This is a genomic window from Lelliottia sp. GFLA7 (genome assembly GCF_056490165.1).
The window spans coordinates 780,168-802,074 of record NZ_JBWLAQ010000001.1 but is presented as its reverse complement, the minus strand read 5'-3'; the positions used below and the strand labels follow the sequence as shown (position 1 = coordinate 802,074).

Annotated in this window: 17 protein-coding genes and 5 tRNA genes; 6 read left to right on the top strand and 16 right to left on the bottom strand. The window is 52.1% G+C overall.

The features are described 5' to 3' along the window. Positions 1-18: 18 nt before the first annotated feature. From AC07RN_RS03920 to nagB, 10 genes are all read right to left on the bottom strand, one after another. A tRNA-Met gene (locus tag AC07RN_RS03920) sits at positions 19-95 on the bottom strand. A gap of 16 nt (positions 96-111) precedes the next feature. Next, positions 112-186: transfer RNA gene (locus AC07RN_RS03915), tRNA-Gln, on the bottom strand. 32 nt (positions 187-218) lie between these two features. Further along, a tRNA-Gln gene (locus tag AC07RN_RS03910) sits at positions 219-293 on the bottom strand. A gap of 22 nt (positions 294-315) precedes the next feature. Then, positions 316-400 (bottom strand) — tRNA-Leu (locus AC07RN_RS03905). A gap of 9 nt (positions 401-409) precedes the next feature. Further along, positions 410-486: transfer RNA gene (locus AC07RN_RS03900), tRNA-Met, on the bottom strand. A 223-nt stretch (positions 487-709) separates the two neighbouring features. Further along, the gene (asnB, locus tag AC07RN_RS03895) at positions 710-2,374 is read right to left on the bottom strand and encodes an asparagine synthase B (protein WP_478335613.1); all 1,665 of its coding nucleotides are present in this window, start codon (positions 2,372-2,374) and stop codon (positions 710-712) included. Positions 2,375-2,624: 250 nt separating this feature from the next. Continuing rightward, on the bottom strand, positions 2,625-3,377 hold the full coding sequence (gene nagD, locus AC07RN_RS03890) for a ribonucleotide monophosphatase NagD (protein WP_012016590.1): 753 nt from the start codon (positions 3,375-3,377) through the stop codon (positions 2,625-2,627). 47 nt (positions 3,378-3,424) lie between these two features. Next, on the bottom strand, positions 3,425-4,645 hold the full coding sequence (gene nagC / locus AC07RN_RS03885) for a DNA-binding transcriptional regulator NagC (RefSeq protein WP_012016591.1): 1,221 nt from the start codon (positions 4,643-4,645) through the stop codon (positions 3,425-3,427). Between the two features lie 8 nt (positions 4,646-4,653). Beyond that, positions 4,654-5,802 (bottom strand): N-acetylglucosamine-6-phosphate deacetylase, encoded by a 1,149-nt coding sequence (nagA, locus tag AC07RN_RS03880; protein ID WP_012016592.1) that lies wholly within the window; start codon positions 5,800-5,802, stop codon positions 4,654-4,656. 59 nt (positions 5,803-5,861) lie between these two features. Further along, positions 5,862-6,662: a glucosamine-6-phosphate deaminase gene (nagB, locus tag AC07RN_RS03875; protein WP_012016593.1), complete on the bottom strand. Its 801-nt coding sequence runs from the start codon at positions 6,660-6,662 to the stop codon at positions 5,862-5,864. A 324-nt stretch (positions 6,663-6,986) separates the two neighbouring features. Between nagB and nagE the strand changes: the two genes are divergently transcribed. From nagE to chiQ, 4 genes are all read left to right on the top strand, one after another. Beyond that, the gene (nagE, locus tag AC07RN_RS03870; protein WP_478335612.1) at positions 6,987-9,008 is read left to right on the top strand and encodes an N-acetylglucosamine-specific PTS transporter subunit IIBC; all 2,022 of its coding nucleotides are present in this window, start codon (positions 6,987-6,989) and stop codon (positions 9,006-9,008) included. Positions 9,009-9,179: 171 nt separating this feature from the next. After that, positions 9,180-10,847 carry a glutamine--tRNA ligase gene (gene glnS, locus AC07RN_RS03865; RefSeq protein ID WP_478335611.1) on the top strand — a complete coding sequence of 556 codons (1,668 nt, stop codon included), beginning with the start codon at positions 9,180-9,182 and terminating at the stop codon, positions 10,845-10,847. Between the two features lie 440 nt (positions 10,848-11,287). After that, a complete protein-coding gene (chiP, locus tag AC07RN_RS03860; protein WP_012016596.1) occupies positions 11,288-12,685 on the top strand; it encodes a chitoporin ChiP in 1,398 nt (465 codons plus the stop codon). 54 nt (positions 12,686-12,739) lie between these two features. Then, entirely contained in the window at positions 12,740-13,069 is a 330-nt protein-coding gene (gene chiQ, locus AC07RN_RS03855) for a ChiQ/YbfN family lipoprotein (RefSeq protein ID WP_478335800.1), read from the top strand. 126 nt (positions 13,070-13,195) lie between these two features. Here chiQ and fur read toward each other — a convergent pair whose 3' ends face one another. The 4 genes from fur to ybfF form a co-directional block, all read right to left on the bottom strand. After that, positions 13,196-13,642, bottom strand: coding sequence for a ferric iron uptake transcriptional regulator (gene fur, locus AC07RN_RS03850; RefSeq protein ID WP_012016598.1), 447 nt, complete (start codon positions 13,640-13,642; stop codon positions 13,196-13,198). Between the two features lie 291 nt (positions 13,643-13,933). After that, complete coding sequence (gene fldA / locus AC07RN_RS03845) at positions 13,934-14,464, bottom strand: flavodoxin FldA (protein WP_012016599.1); 531 nt, start codon at positions 14,462-14,464, stop codon at positions 13,934-13,936. Between the two features lie 157 nt (positions 14,465-14,621). Beyond that, complete coding sequence (gene ybfE / locus AC07RN_RS03840; protein WP_012016600.1) at positions 14,622-14,909, bottom strand: LexA regulated protein; 288 nt, start codon at positions 14,907-14,909, stop codon at positions 14,622-14,624. Between the two features lie 128 nt (positions 14,910-15,037). Then, a complete protein-coding gene (ybfF, locus tag AC07RN_RS03835; protein ID WP_478335610.1) occupies positions 15,038-15,811 on the bottom strand; it encodes an esterase in 774 nt (257 codons plus the stop codon). A 183-nt stretch (positions 15,812-15,994) separates the two neighbouring features. On the opposite strand from ybfF, the gene seqA reads away from it, so the two are divergent. Continuing rightward, positions 15,995-16,537, top strand: a complete 543-nt coding sequence (gene seqA, locus AC07RN_RS03830; RefSeq protein WP_041689343.1) for a replication initiation negative regulator SeqA — start codon at positions 15,995-15,997, stop codon at positions 16,535-16,537. Positions 16,538-16,561: 24 nt separating this feature from the next. Continuing rightward, entirely contained in the window at positions 16,562-18,202 is a 1,641-nt protein-coding gene (pgm, locus tag AC07RN_RS03825) for a phosphoglucomutase (alpha-D-glucose-1,6-bisphosphate-dependent) (protein ID WP_012016603.1), read from the top strand. Between the two features lie 111 nt (positions 18,203-18,313). Here the strand turns inward: pgm and potE are convergent, their stop codons facing one another. Together potE and speF are read right to left on the bottom strand one after the other, a co-directional pair. Next, on the bottom strand, positions 18,314-19,627 hold the full coding sequence (potE, locus tag AC07RN_RS03820; RefSeq protein WP_012016604.1) for a putrescine-ornithine antiporter: 1,314 nt from the start codon (positions 19,625-19,627) through the stop codon (positions 18,314-18,316). Continuing rightward, positions 19,624-21,822, bottom strand: a complete 2,199-nt coding sequence (gene speF / locus AC07RN_RS03815) for an ornithine decarboxylase SpeF (RefSeq protein WP_478335609.1) — start codon at positions 21,820-21,822, stop codon at positions 19,624-19,626. Before speF ends, potE begins: the two co-directional genes overlap by 4 nt. Positions 21,823-21,907: the final 85 nt, after the last annotated feature.

Sequence of the window (21,907 nt, the reverse complement as noted above, 5' to 3'; positions counted from 1 at the left end):
ATCGATACGTCCCTAATTTGGTGGCTACGACGGGATTCGAACCTGTGACCCCATCATTATGAGTGATGTGCTCTAACCAACTGAGCTACGTAGCCAAACTGCTTTCTTCGATGGCTGGGGTACCTGGATTCGAACCAGGGAATGCCGGTATCAAAAACCGGTGCCTTACCGCTTGGCGATACCCCAATAACCACGGAGAACCGCAAATCGAAGAAAAATGGCTGGGGTACCTGGATTCGAACCAGGGAATGCCGGTATCAAAAACCGGTGCCTTACCGCTTGGCGATACCCCATCCGTGCAACGCTAACTGAGAATGGTGCGGGAGGCGAGACTTGAACTCGCACACCTTGCGGCGCCAGAACCTAAATCTGGTGCGTCTACCAATTTCGCCACTCCCGCAAAAAAAGATGGTGGCTACGACGGGATTCGAACCTGTGACCCCATCATTATGAGTGATGTGCTCTAACCAACTGAGCTACGTAGCCATCTTTTTTCACGCTACCTTATCGGCGTTGCGGGGCGCATTATGCGTATAGACCCTTGCAGCGTCAACACCTTTTTCAACGAAAATGGCCAGAATGTGAGTGTTTGGTTAGGTTGCGAACAGCGTGACCGAATATTCGGCAATTATTGGTTATTAATCGATTTTATTTAACGAAACACGCGCAATAAAAAAGGCCCCGAAGGGCCTGTTGTCAATCATTTGGATCATTTGTAAGCAGACTGATGCACGCCTACAGCGCGACCTGATGGATCGTTCATGGATTTGAACGATTCGTCCCATTCGATGGCTTTTGCAGAAGAGCAGGCCACTGACGGACCGCCTGGTACGCATTCTGCTGCACTTGGCACCGGGAACAGTTCTTCGAAAACCTCACGGTACAAATAAGCTTCTTTTGAGCCTGGCGTGTTATACGGGAAGCGGAAGCTCGCGGTTTCCAGTTGCTTATCTGAAACCTGCTTCGCCGCCACCTCTTTCAGGGTGTCGATCCAGCTGTAACCCACGCCGTCTGAGAACTGCTCTTTCTGACGCCATGCAACGCTTGCTGGCAAATAGGATTCAAAACATTCGCGCAAAACGTGTTTTTCCATTTTGCCGTTGCCACACATTTTATCCTGCGGGTTGATCCGCATTGCCACGTCGAGGAAGTTTTTATCCAGGAACGGTACGCGTGCTTCCACGCCCCATGCAGACATCGCTTTGTTGGCGCGAGCGCAGTCAAACATATGCAATGCCTGCAGTTTGCGCACGGTTTCTTCATGCAGTTCTTTGGCATTTGGCGCTTTATGGAAGTACAAGTAACCGCCGAACACTTCGTCAGAACCTTCGCCTGACAGGACCATTTTAATGCCCATCGCTTTGATTTTACGGGACATCAAATACATCGGCGTTGAGGCGCGAATGGTTGTCACATCATAGGTTTCAATGTGATAAATAACGTCGCGGATCGCGTCCAGACCTTCCTGCACGGTGAAGTGAATTTCATGGTGCACGGTGCCCAAATGGTTGGCGACTTCCTGCGCGGCTTTCAGATCCGGCGCACCTTCAAGGCCAACGGCAAAAGAGTGCAGCTGTGGCCACCAGGCTTCAGATCGTTCTTGATCTTCAACGCGACGCGCCGCAAATTTTTTGGTGATTGCCGAGATAACGGAAGAATCCAGACCGCCAGACAGCAGTACGCCGTAAGGAACGTCTGACATCAAATGGCTTTTCACTGCATCTTCCAGCGCTTGCGCCAGCTCGGCTTTGTCGGTCACGTTGTCCTTAACGGCATCGTAATCGAACCAGTCACGCTGGTAGTAAGAACGGATTTCACCGTCTTTACTCCACAGGAAACTGCCCGCCGGGAATTCTTTGATGGTGCGGCAAACCGGCACCAGGGCTTTCATTTCAGAGGCAACATAGAAGTTGCCGTGTTCGTCGTGGCCCATGTACAGAGGGATAATACCGATATGGTCACGGGCAATCAGGTAGGCGTCCTTCTCGCTATCGTATAAAGCGAAAGCAAACATTCCCTGCAAATCGTCGAGGAATTCAGGACCTTTTTCCTGATACAACGCCAAAATAACTTCACAGTCTGAACCGGTCTGGAATGCGTAGCGATCGCCATATTCTGCACGCAGCGCCTGATGGTTGTAGATTTCACCGTTTACGGCCAGCGCGTGCGTTTTTTTATCGTTATACAGCGGCTGTGCGCCTGCGTTGACGTCAACAATCGACAAACGTTCGTGAGCCAGAATCGCTTTATCACTGGCATAAACGCCGGACCAGTCCGGACCGCGATGGCGCATCAGGCGAGACAGCTCAAGTGCCTTTTTACGCAGTTCGACTGCGTCAGTTTTAATATCCAGTACGCCAAAAATTGAACACATAACCTTCTCCGTTAACCCTGTTGCATTGTGATGTTGCTTGCTTATGAAAATGCCGCAAAAAGGGGGGCGCGCGCAAGGCTTTTGCTGAGTAAAACGTAAAAAGTGCAATAGTGATTGCTGAATGTTGAAAAACGAACACTTAGCAGGCGGTTTTATTGATGATAATTCAGTTTTTGAGGCTTTTTGTTAGATGGGGTTGCGTTTGGGAGCCTTAAAAATGAAAAATCACGCTCTTAGGCGTGGTTTATTTTCAGATAACGTCAATTTCTTCGACGGAAGGGTAGATCCAACTTGGTCGGAACGGCATGGCGTCGATGTCATCTATGGTCGACACACCGGAAAGCACGAGGATGGTTTCAAGCCCGGCCTGGAATCCAGCCAGAATATCGGTGCGAAGGTTATCACCCACGATCACCGTGTGCTCGGAATGGGCCTGCATTTTGTTCAGCGCCGCGCGGATAATCCACGGGCTAGGCTTCCCGACAACGAAAGGCTTGCGTCCCGAAATCTTCTCGATACCCGCGCAGAGTGCGCCACAGGCGGGATAAAAACCGCGGCCATGGGTATCTGGATTGGTAGCGATAAAGCGTGCGCCGTTGGCGACAAAGTAAGACGCTTTATGCATCATTTCCCAGTTATAGGAACGTGTTTCACCCACAATCACAAAATCTGGATTCACATCAGTGATGGTAAATCCCGCTTTATACAGTTCGTGGATTAATGCGCCTTCACCCACGACGTAGGCTTTTTTGCCTTCCTGACGTTTCAGAAAGTCAGCGGTAGCCATCGCTGAGGTATAGAACACGCTGTCCGGCACATTCACGCCAGCGGTGGCAAAGCGGTTTGCCAGATCCTGCCCAGTTTGTGACGGATAATTCGTGAGCAGTACCAGCGGCATCCCTTTTTCCATGATGCGGTTCAGAAACTCAGCTGCACCGGGCACAGCAACGTTATCGTGCATCAGCACGCCGTCAATATCACAAATCACATTCTGAATGGTCATGGACTACCTGGCATCTCGAAAAAAGAAGGGGTCACTATAAAGGGTGCTTAGCTTTCCAGCAAACGCTGGAGCAGCAGACCGTTAAGCATCGCGCGTTTGACCAGCGCAAATGCGCCAATCGCCGAGCGGTGATCGAGCGTTGAGCGCACGACAGGTAAATTCTGGCGAAAGGCTTTCAGCGCCTGAGCATTAATGCAGCCTTCAATCGCCGGAAGCAGGACTTTTTCTGCTTCTGTAATTTCGCCTGCGATCACCACTTTTTGGGGGTTAAACAGGTTGATGGCGATAGCAATGGTTTTACCCAAATGGCGGCCCACCTGTTCTATAACTTCACATGCCAGAGCATCGCCTTTGTTGGCGGCTTTGCAAATGGTATGGATCTTACAATCTTCGAGCGTGATACGGCTCTGGTAACCCTGTTCAAGTAAATGACGGACGCGGTGTTCAATAGCCGCGTTAGCCGCCACCGTTTCCAGACAGCCGAAATTGCCGCAATGGCAGCGCTCACCGAGCGGATCGACCTGGATATGACCAATCTCACCGACGTTGCCGTTACGGCCAATAAAAATGCGCCCATTAGAGATAATTCCCGCGCCGGTTCCGCGATGTACCCGCACCAGGATGGAGTCTTCACAGTCCTGACTCGCACCAAAATAGTGCTCAGCCAGCGCCAGACTCCGAATGTCATGGCCGACGTAACAGGTGACGTTAAAACGTTTTTCGAGTGCGCCCACCAGACCCCAGTTTTCAACCTGAATGTGCGGCATATAGCGAATCACGCCAGTTTCCGGATCCACGAGACCCGGCAGAATGACAGAGATAGCAATCAGCTCACGGATTTTGCGCTGACTGTTTTCAATAAATTGCGCGATGGTATTGAGCAACGCATGCTCAAGCGTTTCCTGAGTGCGTTCTGGAAGTGGGTAGTGCTCTTCAGCAATCACTTTGCTACTCAAATCGTACAGCGTCAGCGTGGTGTCGTGACGGCCCAGGCGCACGCCGATGGCGTGGAAATTGCGGGTTTCGGTAATAATAGAGATGGCGCGTCGGCCTCCGGTGGAGGCCTGCTGATCGACTTCTTTGATCAATCCGCGCTCAATAAGCTGACGGGTGATTTTTGTCACGCTGGCGGGAGCAAGCTGGCTCTGTTCAGCAATCTGTATGCGCGAGATTGGACCGTGCTGGTCAATCAGGCGATACACTGCCGCACTGTTAAGTTGTTTAACGAGGTCAACGTTACCGATTTGAGCTTGTCCGCCAGATGTCATACTTTTACTTACTCAGTGACGACCTCGTTACCATTAACGATGGTCTTAGTAATTTTATAATCGTGCGTGAAGGCGGTCAGGTTGGCAACCATGCCCGGCGCAATGCCGCCCAGCTGTTTGTCTACACCGATAGCGCGAGCCGGATAGAGCGTTGCCATACGCAGCACTTCGTCCAGTGCAATGCCGCAATGTTCAACCAGGTTGCGTACCCCTTCGATCATCGTCAGCGCAGAGCCGCTCAGCGTACCGTTCTCATCCACACACAATCCATTACGGTAGTATATTGTTTTACCAGCAAAAATGAACTGTTCAATGTTTGCCCCTGCTGGCGCGGTCGCGTCAGTCACCAGGCACAGCTTATCGCCCTTGAGGCGTTTGGCATTGCGGATATTGGTGTAATCCACGTGCAGACCGTCGGCGATAATGCCGCAGTAAACGTCCGGCTCATCCAGAATTGCGCCTACCAGCCCTGGTTCGCGGCCCGTAATGTACGGCATCGCATTGTACAGATGAGTGGCAAAGGTAATCCCTGCGCGGAAGCCGGTTTTGGCCTCTTTTAATGTGGCATTTGAGTGACCTGCCGATACCACAATGCCTGCCGCCGCCAGTTTGCTGATCACGTCTGGGCCAGTCATTTCGGGGGCGAGTGTCACTTTGGTGATCACATCTGCGTTCGCGCACATGAAATCGACCAGCTCGGCATCGGGTTTACGCACGAAGCTTGGATTGTGCGTCCCTTTTTTGACGATGTTCAGCCACGGTCCTTCCAGATGCAGGCCCAATGCCTGATTCGGATGTTTTGCCAGGTATTCGCGCATCACGCGGATACCTTGTTTCATCAGGTCATCGCTGGTGGTGATAAGCGTCGGCAGATAGCTGGTGCAGCCCGATTTCTCATTGGCGTGTTGCATTATCTCCAGCGTGTCGACCGTAACGGCCTCCGCGGTATCATTAAACTGCACGCCGCCGCAGCCGTTGAGCTGAACGTCAATAAAACCGGGGGAGAGTATTGCTCCATTGAGTGAGCGCTGTTCGATCCCTGGCGGTAAGGCAGCCAGTGGGCAGACACGTTCAATCAGGCCATTAGCGATAACAATCGCATGGTCATCCAGAATTTCATGGCCGGTATAAATCCGACCGTGGGTTAAAGCGTACATAACGACCCCCGGTTAAAAATACGACCGTCTCTTTATATTATGAAGAGACGGTAATTCAATTACAGACCTTTGATGTTTTCAGCTTCTAGCTCGTTGAAGTATTTCAGCGTTTTCACTTTCAGTTCCATCGTGGATGGCTCATCGCACACGACGACGGCTTTAGGATGCAACTGCAGGCAGCTGATGGTCCACATGTGATTCACGTTGCCTTCGACGGCAGCCTGAAGCGCTTGTGCCTTCACGTTGCCCAGCACCAGAATCATCACTTCTTCCGCATCCAGCAGCGTACCCACGCCTACAGTCAGTGCATATTTAGGCACCTGGCTGACATCGCCGTCGAAGAAGCGAGAGTTTGCCACGCGAGTGTCATGCGTCAGCGTTTTAATACGGGTGCGAGAAGCCAGAGACGACGCAGGTTCGTTAAACGCAATGTGCCCGTCGTTGCCTACGCCACCCATAAACAGGTTAATTTTGCCGTATGAGCGGATTTTTTCTTCGTACTGACGGCATTCTGCGTCAATATCAGGCGCGTTCCCATTAAGCAGGTTAATATTTTCAGCTGGGATATCAACATGATCAAAGAAATTACGGTGCATGAAGCTGTGATAGCTTTCCGGATGTTCTTTCGCCAGGCCGACATATTCGTCCATATTGAAAGTCACCACATGTTTGAAGCTAACCTGGCCCGCTTTATGCATTTCGACTAATGCTTTATACGCCGTCAGCGGAGTGCCGCCGGTTGGAAGACCCAGAACGAAAGGACGATCGGCAGTCGGTTTAAACGCATTGATGCGATTAACGATATGGCGAGCGGCCCATTTACCGACTTGTTCAGCTGTTGCCAGGGGAATCAGTCTCATTGTTCACCTCTAAGTTAAAGTAAAAGAGTGGGCGGATGGCGCACCTGGAGCTTTAATAAGCGTAACCTGGATAACGTCAAGCAGGGGCAATCCGTCTTGATTTTTTGAATGATAAAATAAGTTTTGCCTGTTAGCCAGTGGAAGGGAGGGTTAATAACGATATTTGGTGACAAAACTCACAAAAAGTACGCATTTAATTTGCGATACGAATTAATTTTTCACACACTCAGAATGCCAGTGATTCATCAACTGTATAGATAAGTTAGTGACACAATAAAAAACAGCTGAGAACGTGCCTTAAACGGGGTCTCAAGGGGGAAGAAAGTGAGTATTCTAGGTTATTTACAAAAGGTTGGCCGCGCACTGATGGTGCCGGTTGCCACGCTGCCAGCGGCAGCAATTCTGATGGGTGTTGGTTACTGGATTGACCCGGTTAGCTGGGGTGGAGACAACGCATTAGCGGCGCTCTTCATTAAATCGGGTGCCGCCATCATCGACAACATGTCCGTTTTGTTTGCGATTGGTGTCGCGTACGGCATGTCCAAAGATAAAGACGGTGCTGCGGCGCTGACCGGTTTTGTGGGCTTCCTCGTGTTGACCACGCTTTGCTCACCGGCAGCGGTGGCGATGATCCAGAAGATCCCAGCAGACCAGGTGCCTGCTGCGTTCGGTAAGATCAGCAACCAGTTCGTGGGTATTCTGGTGGGTATTATCTCCGCAGAACTTTACAACCGCTTCAGCAGCGTAGAGTTGCCAAAAGCGCTCTCCTTCTTCAGCGGCCGTCGTCTGGTGCCGATTCTGACCTCTTTCGTGATGATTTTTGTTGCTTTCATCATGATGTACATCTGGCCGCTGATCTTTGACGGTCTGGTGAACTTTGGTGAACACATCCAGAAACTGGGTTCTGCCGGTGCGGGTGTGTATGCATTCTTCAACCGTTTGCTGATTCCAGTCGGTCTGCATCACGCGCTGAACTCCGTATTCTGGTTTGACGTCGCGGGTATTAACGATATCCCTAACTTCCTGGGTGGCGCACAGTCCATCGAATCAGGTAAAGCGGTTGTCGGTATTACAGGTCGTTACCAGGCGGGCTTCTTCCCGATCATGATGTTCGGTCTGCCGGGTGCGGCGCTCGCCATCTACCACTGCGCGCGTCCAGAGAATAAAGCGAAAGTTCTGGGTATCATGATGGCGGGTGCATTTGCAGCCTTCTTCACCGGTATCACCGAGCCGCTGGAATTCTCCTTCATGTTCGTTGCGCCGGTGCTGTACTTCATCCACGCCGTGCTGACCGGTATCTCTGTGTTCATCGCCGCGTCGATGCACTGGATTGCAGGTTTCGGCTTCAGTGCAGGTCTGGTGGATATGGTGCTGTCCTCCCGTAACCCGTTGGCGACACACTGGTGGATGCTGATCCCGCAGGGCCTGGTGTTCTTCGCGATCTACTACGTGGTGTTCCGCTTCACGATCACTAAATTCAACCTGATGACTCCGGGTCGTGAACTGGCTGTTGCCGGTAGCGAAGCGGATGGTCAGGACGTGAATGTGAGCGCTAACGCAGACCAGGACGTAGCCGGTCTGGCGCGTCAGTACATCGCCGCAGTGGGCGGTTCTGATAACCTGACGGGTATTGATGCATGCATCACCCGTCTGCGACTGAACGTGAAAGACTCCTCTCTGGTTAACGAAGCGCTGGCAAAACGCCTGGGTGCATCAGGCGTGATTCGTCTGAACAAAACCAGCGTGCAGATTATTGTGGGCTTCGTTGCAGAAAAAATCGCTAACGCAATGAAAACCACCGGTCCGGTAGCCGCATCAGAATCCGCTTCTGCTCCGGTTGCAGCGCCAACCACCGCGAAACCACAGGCGGTGCCTAACGCAACAACTATCGCAGCGTTGGTTTCGCCAGTGACCGGCGAAGTCGTCGCGATTGAACAGGTTCCTGACGAAGCGTTTGCCAGCAAAGCGGTGGGTGATGGCGTGGCAGTGGTACCAACGGAAAAACTCGTGGTATCACCGGCAGCGGGCACTATCGTTAAAATCTTCAACACCAACCATGCGTTCTGCCTGGAAACCGAAAAGGGTGCCGAAATCGTTGTCCACATGGGCATTGATACGGTCGCTTTGGGTGGTAAAGGCTTTACGCGTCTGGTTGAAGAGGGCGCAGAAGTGGTTGCCGGTGAACCGATTCTGGAAATGGATCTGGACTATCTGAACGCCCATGCGCGCTCGATGATAAGCCCGGTTGTCTGTAGTAATATCGACGACTTTAGCGGCTTGGTCATTCAGGCAAAAGGTCAGGTTGTTGCAGGCCAGACCCCGCTGTATGAGATTAAAGGCAAGTAATCGCTCCTGAGTAGAGTTCATGCCTTAAGCGGCGGGGGTTATCCTCCGCCGCTTTTTTTTGCATCAATCGCCCCCATTATTTTCCTCCTGGACGTATAAAGGGTTGTCACTACGTCCGGCTTATAAGATCATACGCCGCTATACGTTATTTACGCCTTTGAGGAATCCACGATGAGTGAGGCTGAAGCCCGCCCGAGTAACTTTATTCGTCAGATCATCGATGAAGATCTGGCCAGTGGTAAGCACACCACAGTGCATACCCGTTTTCCGCCGGAGCCTAATGGCTACCTGCACATTGGCCATGCGAAATCCATCTGCCTGAACTTTGGCATTGCGCAAGACTATCAGGGCCAATGCAACCTGCGTTTCGATGACACCAACCCAGTAAAAGAAGACATCGAATACGTTGAGTCCATTAAGAACGATGTGCAGTGGTTAGGATTCAACTGGTCAGGCGACATTTGCTACTCTTCAGACTATTTTGATCAGCTCTTTGCCTATGCGGTGGAGCTGATCAACAAAGGTCTGGCCTACGTTGACGAACTGTCTGCTGACGAAATCCGTGAATATCGCGGCTCGCTGACCGCGCCGGGCAAAAACAGCCCATACCGCGATCGTAGCGTCGAAGAAAACCTCGCCCTGTTCGAAAAAATGCGTGCGGGTGGCTTCGAAGAAGGTAAAGCGTGTCTGCGTGCCAAAATCGACATGGCATCACCTTTCATCGTGATGCGCGATCCGGTTCTGTACCGTATTAAATTTGCCGAGCACCATCAGACCGGCAACAAGTGGTGCATCTACCCGATGTACGACTTCACCCATTGCATCAGCGATGCGCTGGAAGGCATCACGCACTCTCTGTGTACGCTGGAATTCCAGGACAACCGTCGTCTGTACGACTGGGTGCTGGATAACATCACCATTCCTGTGCATCCGCGTCAGTACGAGTTCTCTCGTCTGAATCTGGAATACACGGTGATGTCCAAGCGTAAGCTGAACCTGCTGGTGACGGATAAGCACGTTGAAGGCTGGGATGATCCGCGTATGCCGACCATTTCCGGTCTGCGTCGCCGTGGTTACAGCGCCTCATCGATCCGCGAATTCATCAAGCGTATCGGCGTGACCAAGCAAGACAACACCATTGAAATGGCGTCGCTGGAATCCTGTATTCGCGAAGATTTGAACGAAAATGCGCCGCGCGCAATGGCCGTTATCGATCCGGTTAAACTGATTATCGAAAACTATCCGCAGGGCGAAAGCGAGCTGGTGACGATGCCTAACCATCCGAGCAAACCGGAAATGGGCAGCCGCGAAGTGCCATTCAGTGCTGAAATCTGGATCGACCGCGCCGATTTCCGCGAAGAAGCCAACAAGCAGTACAAACGTCTGGTGATGGGCAAAGAAGTGCGCCTGCGCAATGCCTACGTGATCAAAGCTGAGCGCGTCGAAAAGGACGCAGAAGGCAATATCACCACGATTTTCTGCAGCTATGATGCGGAAACTCTCAGCAAAGATCCGGCAGATGGTCGTAAAGTGAAAGGCGTTATTCACTGGGTCAGCGCTGCGCACGCGCTGCCGGTTGAAATTCGTCTTTACGATCGTCTGTTCAGCGTGCCAAATCCGGGCGCTGCGGAAGATTTCCTGGCGACGATCAATCCGGAATCCCTGCTGATCAAACAGGGCTACGCTGAGCCGTCGCTGAAAAATGCGGAAACCGGCAAGGCTTACCAGTTTGAGCGTGAAGGGTACTTCTGTCTTGACAGTCGTTATGCAACCGCTACCAAACTGGTCTTCAACCGTACAGTAGGTCTGCGTGACACGTGGGCCAAAGCTGGCGAGTAATCCAGGTCAATGAGAGACAAACGCCGCATATTGCGGCGTTTTTTTTGCTTGTCGATCAGGCTGTTAGTATTTCATCGAAAAAGAGACGTTTAACATTGAGGTCAATGAGCTGCTACTTATTTTATTAAATAAAATTTGATGCGCATGAGGAGAGTAAAATAAAACGATGTAATCGCTATCAATAATTATTAGTGATTGAATTTAGTTGATTTTTTAATGTAAAAACCCTTCCTGACCTATATGTTACAAATCACTACCAATTATGTGCACTTCGTCATAATCCTGCATTTTGCCCACTGAAAAGCATTGATAATTCGCGTCGCGAAAAATAGTCTAAAGACGGTAGTTAATTCGAGGGTATTTATAACTACCCCTGACCGTTTGGTCTTTTTAGATTTTTCGCCGTTTAAGGCGCTTTAATTCGTCAAAGAGGAACAACTATGCGTACGTTCAGTGGCAAACGTAGTGCGCTGGCGCTGGCTATTGCCGGTGTGACAGCAATGTCTGGCTTTATCGCTTCACCGCAGGCTCAGGCAGCAGGCTTTATCGATGATTCCACGCTCACGGGCGGTATCTATTACTGGCAACGTGAACGTGACCGTAAAGATGTTACCGAAGACAAATACAAAACCAACTTGTCCCATTCCACCTGGAACGCCAACCTCGATTTCCAGTCAGGTTATGCTGCGGACATGTTCGGGTTGGACATTGCGGCGTTCACTGCCATTGAGATGGCAGAAAATGGCGACAGCGCGCACCCGAACGAAATCGCGTTCTCCTCGAGTAACAAAGCCTACAAAGAAGACTGGTCGGGTGATAAGAGCGGAATAAGCCTCTATAAAGCGGCCGCTAAGTTCAAATACGGCCCGGTTTGGGCTCGCGGCGGGTATATTCAGCCAACCGGTCAGACGCTGCTAGCCCCACACTGGAGCTTTATGCCTGGTACATATCAGGGTGCCGAAGCCGGGGCAAACTTTGACTACGGTGATGCGGGCGCGTTGAGTTTCTCCTACATGTGGACCAACGAATATAAAGCCCCGTGGCATCTGGAGATGGATAAGTTCTATCAGAATGACAAGAAAACCAAAGTCGAATACCTCCACTCGTTAGGGGCGAAATATGACTTTAAAAACGATTTAGTGCTGGAAGCGGCTTTTGGTCAGGCAGAAGGATACGTGGATCAATACTTCGCCAAAGCCAGCTATAAATTCGATATCGTCGGCGGCCCGCTGTCCACCAGCTATCAGTTCTACGGCACGCGTGACAAAGTCAGCGATGGCAGCGTGAACGATCTGTATAACGGCACGGCATGGCTGCAAGCATTGACCTTCGGCTACAAAGTCGGGCAAGTTGATTTGCGTCTGGAAGGAACATACGTGAAGGCCGAAGGCCAGCAGGGCTACTTCTTGCAGCGTATGACACCGACCTACGCGTCATCAAATGGTCGCCTGGATATCTGGTGGGATAACCGTTCGGATTTCAACGCCGATGGTGAGAAAGCTGTATTCTTCGGCGCCATGTATGACCTGAAAAACTGGAATCTGCCGGGCTGGGCGGTTGGCGCATCTTACGCGTATGCATGGGACGCAAAACCTGCAGATATGGCTACGCCGGACGCTTACTATGACCCGAACTATCGCCTGAAAGAGTCCTCATATAGCCTCGATGCGATCTACACCCTCCAGGAGGGTCGCGCGAAGGGCACGATGTTCAAACTGCACTTCACCCAGTACGACAACCACTCCGATATTCCAAGCTACTCGGGCGGTTACGGCAACATCTTCCAGGATGAGCGTGACGTGAAATTCATGGTCATCGCGCCATTCACCATTTTCTGATGAACGCGCCGGCGGGGTGATTCCCCCCATCCCGCCGGAATGGAGACTGAAATGCTGAAAAAATTGATTATCGTCGCGGTGCTCGCATCGGGGCTGGTCGCCTGCGCACAGCCTCAGGCACCAAAAGAAGACTCACGACTGAAAGAGGCGTACAGCGCCTGTATTAACACCGCCGAAGGATCGCCAGACAAAATCCAGGCCTGTCAGAGCGTGCTGACTGTGCTGAAAAAAGAGAAAGCGCACGAGCAGTTTGCGACGCAGGAAAATGTGCGGGTGCTGGATTACCAGGCCTGTATTCAGGCGCGTCAAACCGGTAACGATCAGGAAGTGGCAAAGCGTTGTGACAAGATCTGGCAGGAGATCCGCAGCAACAACAGCAAGTAATCTTCTTTTGCCACGCCCGGTTGTGCTTCATCCTGAAATTCGCAGGATGAAGCGCAACCGGGCTTTTTCATTTATAGCAGGCAAAAAAAAGCCAACCGTTAGGTTGGCTCAGAGTATGAAATACGATTATTTGGTGTCGTGCGCGTGATCGTTTTCGCGGCAATCGCCTTCTGCACAGTGACCGTAGAGGTACAGGCTGTGGTTGGTCAGACGGATACCATGACGAGTGGCAATCTCACGCTGACGAGATTCGATAGATTCATCGCTAAACTCAATCACCTTGCCGCAATCCAGGCAAATGAGGTGATCGTGGTGATGCTGTTGTGTCAGTTCAAAAACGGATTTACCGCCTTCAAAATTATGACGGGTGACAATCCCGGCGTCATCAAATTGGTTCAGAACGCGATAAACGGTCGCCAGGCCAATCTCTTCGCCCATGTCGATCAGACGTTTATACAAGTCTTCCGCACTGACATGGTGATTGTCCGGCCCTTGCAGTACTTCCAGGATTTTTAAACGAGGAAGCGTCACTTTCAGGCCAGCCTTCTTTAATGCGGTATTGTTGTCAGTCATGCGGAATCTGTCCTGTTGCTAAACGATTCACTTCTAAAGAAGAAGTGACAGAAAATGCACTTGGGATAATGCGTTTCATTATAGAACTGCCATGCTTAAATGAAAACTGCAAGTCTCAAGCAAAGTATGCTTATAAAAACGTGGTATCGCCAACAAAGTTGAGCGAAGGCATCCACTTTAACCTGGGATATTGTACAGGTCTGAAAGCAAAAGTTAAAAATTTGTAGCAATTATTTTAATTGGAAATACCTATCAATGCGGCGCAACAGTTTTGCAGCGCCGCACGATCAATCAGGCATTCAGGATATCGTCGAGGTGAAGTTCTTCGCGGATCTGCTTAACCCATTGGTTTACGCGTTCTGCGGTGAGTTCTGGTTGACGGTCTTCGTCAATCGCCAGGCCCACAAAGTGATCGTCATCCGCCAGGCCTTTAGACGCTTCAAAGTGGTAACCCGCCGTTGGCCAATGACCGACAATCGCCGCGCCGCGCGGTTCGATGATGTCGCGGATGGTGCCCAGCGCATCACAGAAGTACTCTGCGTAATCTTCCTGGTCACCGCAGCCGAACAGCGCGACCAGCTTACCGTTGAAGTCGACTTCTTCCAGCGTTGGGAAAAAATCATCCCAGTCACACTGCGCTTCGCCGTAGTACCAGGTAGGAATGCCCAGCAGCAGAATATCGTAGCCTTCGAGATCTTCTTTGCTGCTCTTCGCAATGTCATGGACGTCGGCAACGTCTTTACCAAGCTGTTTTTGAATGTTTTTTGCGATGTTTTCGGTATTACCGGTATCGCTGCCGAAGAAAATGCCGATGATTGCCATGAGTAAAATAACCTCTTGAAACTTAATGGTATGGTGGCACAAATTGTCCACGGATAAGGGCAATCATAGCAGAACAGAGAAGTCAGCGGAAACAGCTATCACGCGGGACTGCACTCTGTGCTACATGAAAGTGGGGTAAGGGTGGTTTTTCAGACTTTTACTGAGAATGGCGCAATGCCTGCAGTTGCAGCATAAGCATCTCTTCGATCAGCTCGCTGCGGCTGATTTCACGGGCCTCAGCCAGTTCGCTTAGGGCATCGACGGCGTCCGCATTGAGTTTTAACTCGACGCGTTTAAGCCCACGACTTTTGTCGCGTTTAAGCTGGTTGCGCTTATTGATGCGCAACTGTTCATCGCGCGAAAGCGGATTGGTTTTAGGTCGTCCCGGTCGACGTTCAGTCGCGAACAGATCTAATGTCGTACGGTCCGTTTGTTCTTTGGCCATGATTCAGATAATTCGGGGAAAACGAGCGGCCCTGCTATTGCCGGGGCGATGAGCGCGACATCATACATTACTGATATCAGCACGCCAACGACTGGAGGCCAACAGGCGTCCAGTCGCTGACATTTTAATCAAATCGCGTTCTCAGAGAGATAACGACGGATGGCGCGCAGCACCGCTTCCGGTTTTTCGGCGTGAACCCAGTGGCCCGCACCGGCAATCACATGCGCACGCGCCTGCGGGAATTGCGCCAGCAGCGCATCGCGATAGGCTTCGGTGACATACGGTGAATTACCGCCGCGAATAAAGAGCGTAGGGGACTGCCAGGCGGGAACCGGCTGCCAGCCGACAATGTTATCGTACTGATCCCACAGCACCGGCACGTTAAATCGCCACGCGCCCTCGACGAACGACTTCAGCAGAAATTGCACCACGCCTTCTTCATCTAACTGCCCGCGCATAATCGCCGCCGCCTGCTGGCGGGTTGCAGCGCCCGCTTCAGTGACAGCGTTGATCGCCGCAAAGATTTCATCGTGGCGACGAACATCGTAATCCACGGGCGCCACGTCAATCACCACCAGCTGGTTGATGCGCTCTGGCGCAATGGCCGTCAGGGCCATCACCGCTTTACCGCCCATTGAATGCCCAATCAGCGTCGCTTTTTCGATGTTATTCGCATCAAGCGTATCCAGCAGATCCTGGGCCATCGCCGCATAAGTCATCTCCGGATCGCGGGCTGAAATACCGTGGTTGCGCATATCGACCTGCAAAATATCGTGATCGGTAACCAGATCGCGCGCCAGCACGCCCAAATTATCAAGGCTGCCAAAAAGGCCGTGAACCAGTACGATGGGAGAATTATTGTTCGGCGATTGTGCAGATTGCGCTCGGCTATTCAATTTCATGGCAAAGTTCTTTTTTTACGTATGTCAGGTTAGGGTATTATGTTGACCATTCTGCCGCCCGGCTGCAAGGATCCAGTTTATTCTGACTTTTGCCGCCACCCTGGCTTGACCCTATCCGCGGTTGGGATTAGCCCCTATAATCCCAACGACTTGTATTCAGATAAGATATTGCACTGGATTAAGATGAAAACAATCGAAGTTGATGATGAGCTCTATGCGTATATTGCCAGCCACACGCGACATATTGGCGAGAGTGCGTCCGACATTTTACGTCGCATGCTGAAATTTTCTGCCGCTTCACAGCCTGCAACTCCGGTTTCAAAAGAGGTTCGCGCGTCGAACGTCGTGGCGGAAGCAAAAACCGTTGCGCCGGTTAAAGACAAAGTGCGTGCGGTACGTGAACTGCTGCTCTCCGATGAATACGCAGAGCAAAAGAAAGCGGTTAACCGTTTTCTGCTGGTGCTGACTACACTTTATTCACTGGATAACAAAGCGTTTGCTGAGGCGACCGAGTCGCTCCACGGCCGTACGCGCGTGTACTTCGCGGCGGATGAGCAGACGCTGATTCAAAACGGTAACCAAACCAAACCAAAACAGGTTCCGGGTACCCCATATTGGGTCATCACCAATACCAACACCGGACGCAAACGCAGCATGGTCGAACACATCATGCAGTCGATGCAATTCCCGGCGGAATTGATTGAAAAGGTTTGCGGAACAATTTAACCCTTGCATAAGAAGGACCAGGCAATGGCAAATCACGAACGTGCGGGTCAGCCTGCACAACAAAGCGATTTGATTAACGTCGCTCAGCTTACCTCTCAGTACTATGTATTGAAGCCGGAAGTGGGCAACGCAGAACACGCAGTGAAGTTTGGTACGTCTGGCCACCGCGGCGGCGCGGCACGCCACAGCTTTAACGAACCGCATATTCTGGCCATTGCTCAGGCCATCGCTGAAGAACGCGCCAAAAACGGTATTACCGGTCCGTGCTTCGTCGGTAAAGACACCCACGCTCTGTCCGAACCGGCCTTCATTTCCGTTCTGGAAGTGCTGGCAGCGAATGGTGTGGATGTCGTTATCCAGGAAGACAACGGCTATACCCCAACGCCTGCGGTCTCGAACGCTATTCTGGTGCACAACAAAAAAGGCGGCGCGCAGGCGGACGGTATCGTTATCACGCCATCGCACAACCCGCCGGACGATGGCGGTATCAAATACAATCCGCCTAACGGTGGCCCGGCTGATACTAACGTCACCAAAGTGGTTGAGGACCGTGCGAACGCGCTGCTGGCTGATGGCCTGAAAGGCGTTAAGCGTATTTCTCTGGATGCTGCGATGGCTTCTGGTCACGTGAAAGCGATCGATCTGGTTCAGCCATTTATCGAAGGACTGGCGGATATCGTGGATATCGCGGCGATCCAAAAAGCGGGACTCAAGCTGGGCGTCGATCCGCTGGGCGGCTCCGGTATCGAATACTGGAAACGTATCGCGGAGTTCTACAAGCTGGATCTGACCATCGTTAACGATCAGGTCGATCAGACGTTCCGCTTTATGCATCTGGATAAAGATGGCGCAATCCGTATGGACTGCTCTTCCGAGTGCGCGATGGCCGGTCTGCTGGCACTGCGCGACAAGTTCGATCTGGCATTTGCTAACGACCCGGATTATGACCGTCACGGTATCGTCACGCCTGCGGGTCTGATGAACCCAAACCATTATCTGGCGGTGGCGATTAACTATCTGTTCCAGCATCGCCCTCAGTGGGGCAAAGACGTTGCGGTAGGTAAAACGCTGGTGTCATCGGCGATGATTGACCGCGTGGTAAACGATCTGGGCCGTAAGCTGGTGGAAGTGCCGGTTGGTTTCAAATGGTTCGTTGACGGTCTGCATGACGGCAGCTTCGGTTTTGGTGGCGAAGAGAGCGCGGGTGCTTCGTTCCTGCGTTTCGACGGCACGCCGTGGTCGACGGATAAAGACGGCATCATCATGTGCCTGCTGGCCGCCGAAATCACCGCCGTGACCGGTAAAAACCCGCAGGAACATTACAACGAACTGGCTGCGCGATTTGGCGCACCGAGCTACAACCGTATTCAGGCTAGCGCGACCTCGGCGCAGAAAGCCGCACTCTCTAAGCTCTCTCCTGAGATGGTGAGTGCAAACACGCTGGCGGGTGACCCGATTACCGCACGTTTGACAGCGGCGCCGGGTAACGGTGCGTCCATCGGCGGTCTGAAAGTGATGACTGAAAACGGCTGGTTCGCAGCGCGTCCGTCCGGTACGGAAGATGCGTACAAAATCTATTGCGAAAGTTTCCTCGGCGACGAACACCGTCAGCTGATTGAGAAAGAAGCGGTAGAGATTGTCAGCGAAGTGCTGAAAAACGCGTAAATGTGTTTGATTGCGCGGGGCTGATATCCTCCCCGCAACCTTCTTCCACGGAAGAGGGGAAAAAAACGGCAACCCCAGGGTTGCCGTTTTACTTTTATATTAACTGTTATCTTAACTGTGCTTATTTTTCAGTTCAAAACGCGGTGACACCAGACCGTACAGCGTCCAACCCATAAACGTCACCATTGCGCCATACAGCATCGCTTCCTGGCCGGAAGAGTAAAGTGCATAGAAGCTGTAAATGGCCCCGACCAGCGCCACAATATTGGCCACTTTCGCTTTGCCGGGTTCGACATTGGCCATTTTCTGTATGATCACCAGCGCCGCCATCGACAAGATATACGGAATGATATTAGTCACCACGGCCAAATTGACCAGCACGTTGAATTGACTGCTCAGCGACGGGCTAATGGTCATCAGCGACAAACCGCTCTGGAAAATAACAATCGCCAGCATTCCCTGAATCGGCGCTTCTGACTTGCTCACACGCGAGAAGATTTTTGGGAAATAACCGGAGTCCGCGGAGGATTTGAACACCTGCGCAATCGTGAACTGCCAGCCGAGCAGTGAACCGCAGCAGGACATCACCATCAGCCCCATGATCACTTTCCCGACTTCTGGCGTAAACATCTGCGCAAAAGCCAGACCAAACGGCGCGGTGGAGTTTGCCAGATCCATATTCGGCACAATCCCGGCGATCACGTTGGTTGAAACGATGTAAATCACCGCCGCGCCCAGCGTACCACCCAGCACCGCAATCGGCACGTTGCGCTCTGGGTTTTCCACCACTTCGGCGTTGGCACACGCCGATTCCAGCCCAAGAAATGCCCACAGCGTCATGGCAATCGACGACCCGACCGCGGTAAAGAACGGTACGTGATGTGGGTTCCAGGAGTTGGCGTAGAGCGTTGGACTAAACCAGAACCAGCCGATAATGCACAGCCCGACGACCGGGATGATCACTCCCCAGACGGTCACGCTGCTGATTTGCCCGGTAATGCGCGCGCCGCCAAAGTTGGCGATAGTACAAAGCCACAGTACGCCAATGGTCGCGAGGCCGATCTGCACCGGCGTAAGCGCTGCACCAAACAGCTCCGTGCCATAGCCGACAGCAGAAATGGCAATTGCCACGTTAGCGATCAGCAGCGACACGCCGTAGGTGTAGTTCGCCATAAAATTGCCCGACTTACCGAAGGCATATTCGGCGTAACCGCCCATCCCGCCGGTCTTGCGGCTGAACATTCCGCATTTAGCAAACGCCCACGCCAGCGCCATCGACCCGACGGCTGTGACCAGCCAGGAGATAATCGAGATCGTCCCCACTTCCGCAAGTTTGGTGGGCAGCATGATGATGCCCGATCCCATCATGTTCACCATTGTCAGAATAGTGAGCTGCACCACCCCCATCTTATTGGATTTGCTCATAGTTTTTCCCCTTTCAGCAGCGCGGGCTGCGCAACGGGTTGTTTAATCACGTAGCAACGTACCTGTTTGTGTCCGTCACACTCTTCGATATACACGCCCTGCAGTTCCGGCGCGAAGCCCGGCAGCAGGTTGATGCCTTCTTCCAGCGCGGTGAAATAGCGCAGGACCGCATCACCCCAAACTTCGCCAGGGACGACGCACAGCACGCCCGGTGGGTAAGGGAGCGCGCCTTCGGCGGCAATTCGACCTTCGGCATCGCGCAGAGAAACCAGCTCGACTTCACCGCGCAGATAGGCGTAGTTGGCTTCCTGCGGATTCATCATCACCTGCGGGAAATGCGCTTTGCGGAACATCTCTTTTTGCAGCTGCTTCACGTTGTGACGGGCGTAGAGATCGTGCATCTCCTGGCAAATCTGGCGCAGCGAATAATCGGCGTAGCGTTCAGGATGCTGTTTATACAACGACGGCAGCACCTCTTTCAGCGGTGCGTCGGTTTCCAGGAGTTTTTCGAAACGCACCAGTTGCGCAATGAGCTGCTGCAGCTTGCCCATGTCTTCGGCTGGCGTGAGCAGGAACAGAATTGAGTTGAGATCGCACTTCTCCGGGACAATCCCGTTCTCGCGCAGGAAGTTAGCCAGGATGGTGGCGGGCACACCGAAATCATCGTACTCACCGGTGCGCGCGTTGATGCCCGGCGTCGTGAGCAGTAATTTGCACGGGTCGATAAAATATTGATGTTCGGCATAACCCTCAAAGGCGTGCCACTGTTCGCCGGGAACGAAGTGGAAGAAGCGCAAATCTGATGAAATATTGGCCGTCGGCCAACTTTCCCACGCTTTGCCGTCCACAGTCTCCGGAACAAACGGACGGATAAACTGGCAGTTTTGCAGGATCAGTTTGCGCGCTTCAATGCCATTGACCACGCAGTCCATCCACATGTTGCGTCCACTCTGTCCCTCGTGCATGCGGGCATTAATATCCAGGGCCGCAAACAGCGGGTAGAACGGGCTGGTGGAGGCGTGCATCATAAAAGCGTTGTTCAACCGTTTGTGCGGAACGTAACGCTGCTGACCTTTGATGTGGCTGTCTTTCTTGTGGATCTGCGAGGTTTGCGAGAATCCAGCCTGCTGTTTGTGCACAGATTGCGTCACCAAAATACCCGGATCGTTTTCATTCAGATCCAGCAGCAGCGGGGAACAATCCGCCATCATTGGGATAAACTGTTCATAGCCGACCCATGCGGAATCAAACAGAATGTAGTCGCAGAGATGACCAATTTTATCGACCACCTGACGGGCGTTATAAATGGTGCCGTCATAGGTTCCCAGTTGAATCACCGCCAGACGGAAAGGGCGCTCATCGCGGGCGCGGCCAGGCGCCACTTCACTCACCAGCTCGCGCAGATAATTTTCTTCGAAACAGTGCGCGTCGATACCGCCAATAAAGCCGTAAGGGTTGCGTGCAGTTTCCAGATAAACCGGCGTCGCGCCTGCCTGAATGAGCGCGCCGTGGTGGTTAGATTTGTGATTATTGCGGTCGAAAAGCACTAAATCGCCCGGCGTAAGCAGGGCATTCAACACCACTTTATTGGACGATGACGTCCCGTTCAGCACGAAATAGGTTTTATCTGCGTTGAAAACTTTTGCGGCGTGTTTTTGGGCCGTGCAGGGCGCGCCCTCGTGGATCAACAGATCGCCCATTGCCACATCGGCGTTGCACAGATCGGAGCGGAACAGCGTCTCACCGAAGAAATCCACGAACTGATTGCCGGCAGGATGGCGGCGGAAAAACTGGCCGCCCTGATGCCCCGGACAGTCGAACGCGCTGTTGCCCTGTTTAACGTAGTCCACCAGCGCGCGGAAGAACGGCGGGCGCAGCTGAATTTCGTACTTCTGTGCGGCGGCTTCCAGTTGGCGTCCGTAAAAGTCGTTGCTGGTGTCATTGCACTCAAACACGCCCTGAATGCGTGACAAATATTCTGCCGGAACCATTTCTTCTTTATGAGTAGCAATAAATACCGGAATGCCAAATCCGGTGGCTTCAATTTCTTCTATTGTGCCGTTGAAAATATCACTGACGGCCAAAACCACGGCGGCGATATCAATATAATCGGAGGCGCTGATGTCGACCATTTCACGTGTGGTGGTAAAACAATCTGGACAGGCGCGACTTACGGCAATTTTTAGCAGTTTCATATTCATCTCTTTATTTTTGGCAATATTCACCCATCGGTTTCTTTTAAATAAGAAATCGATATTTCCCGGAAAAAAACAAAGTGTG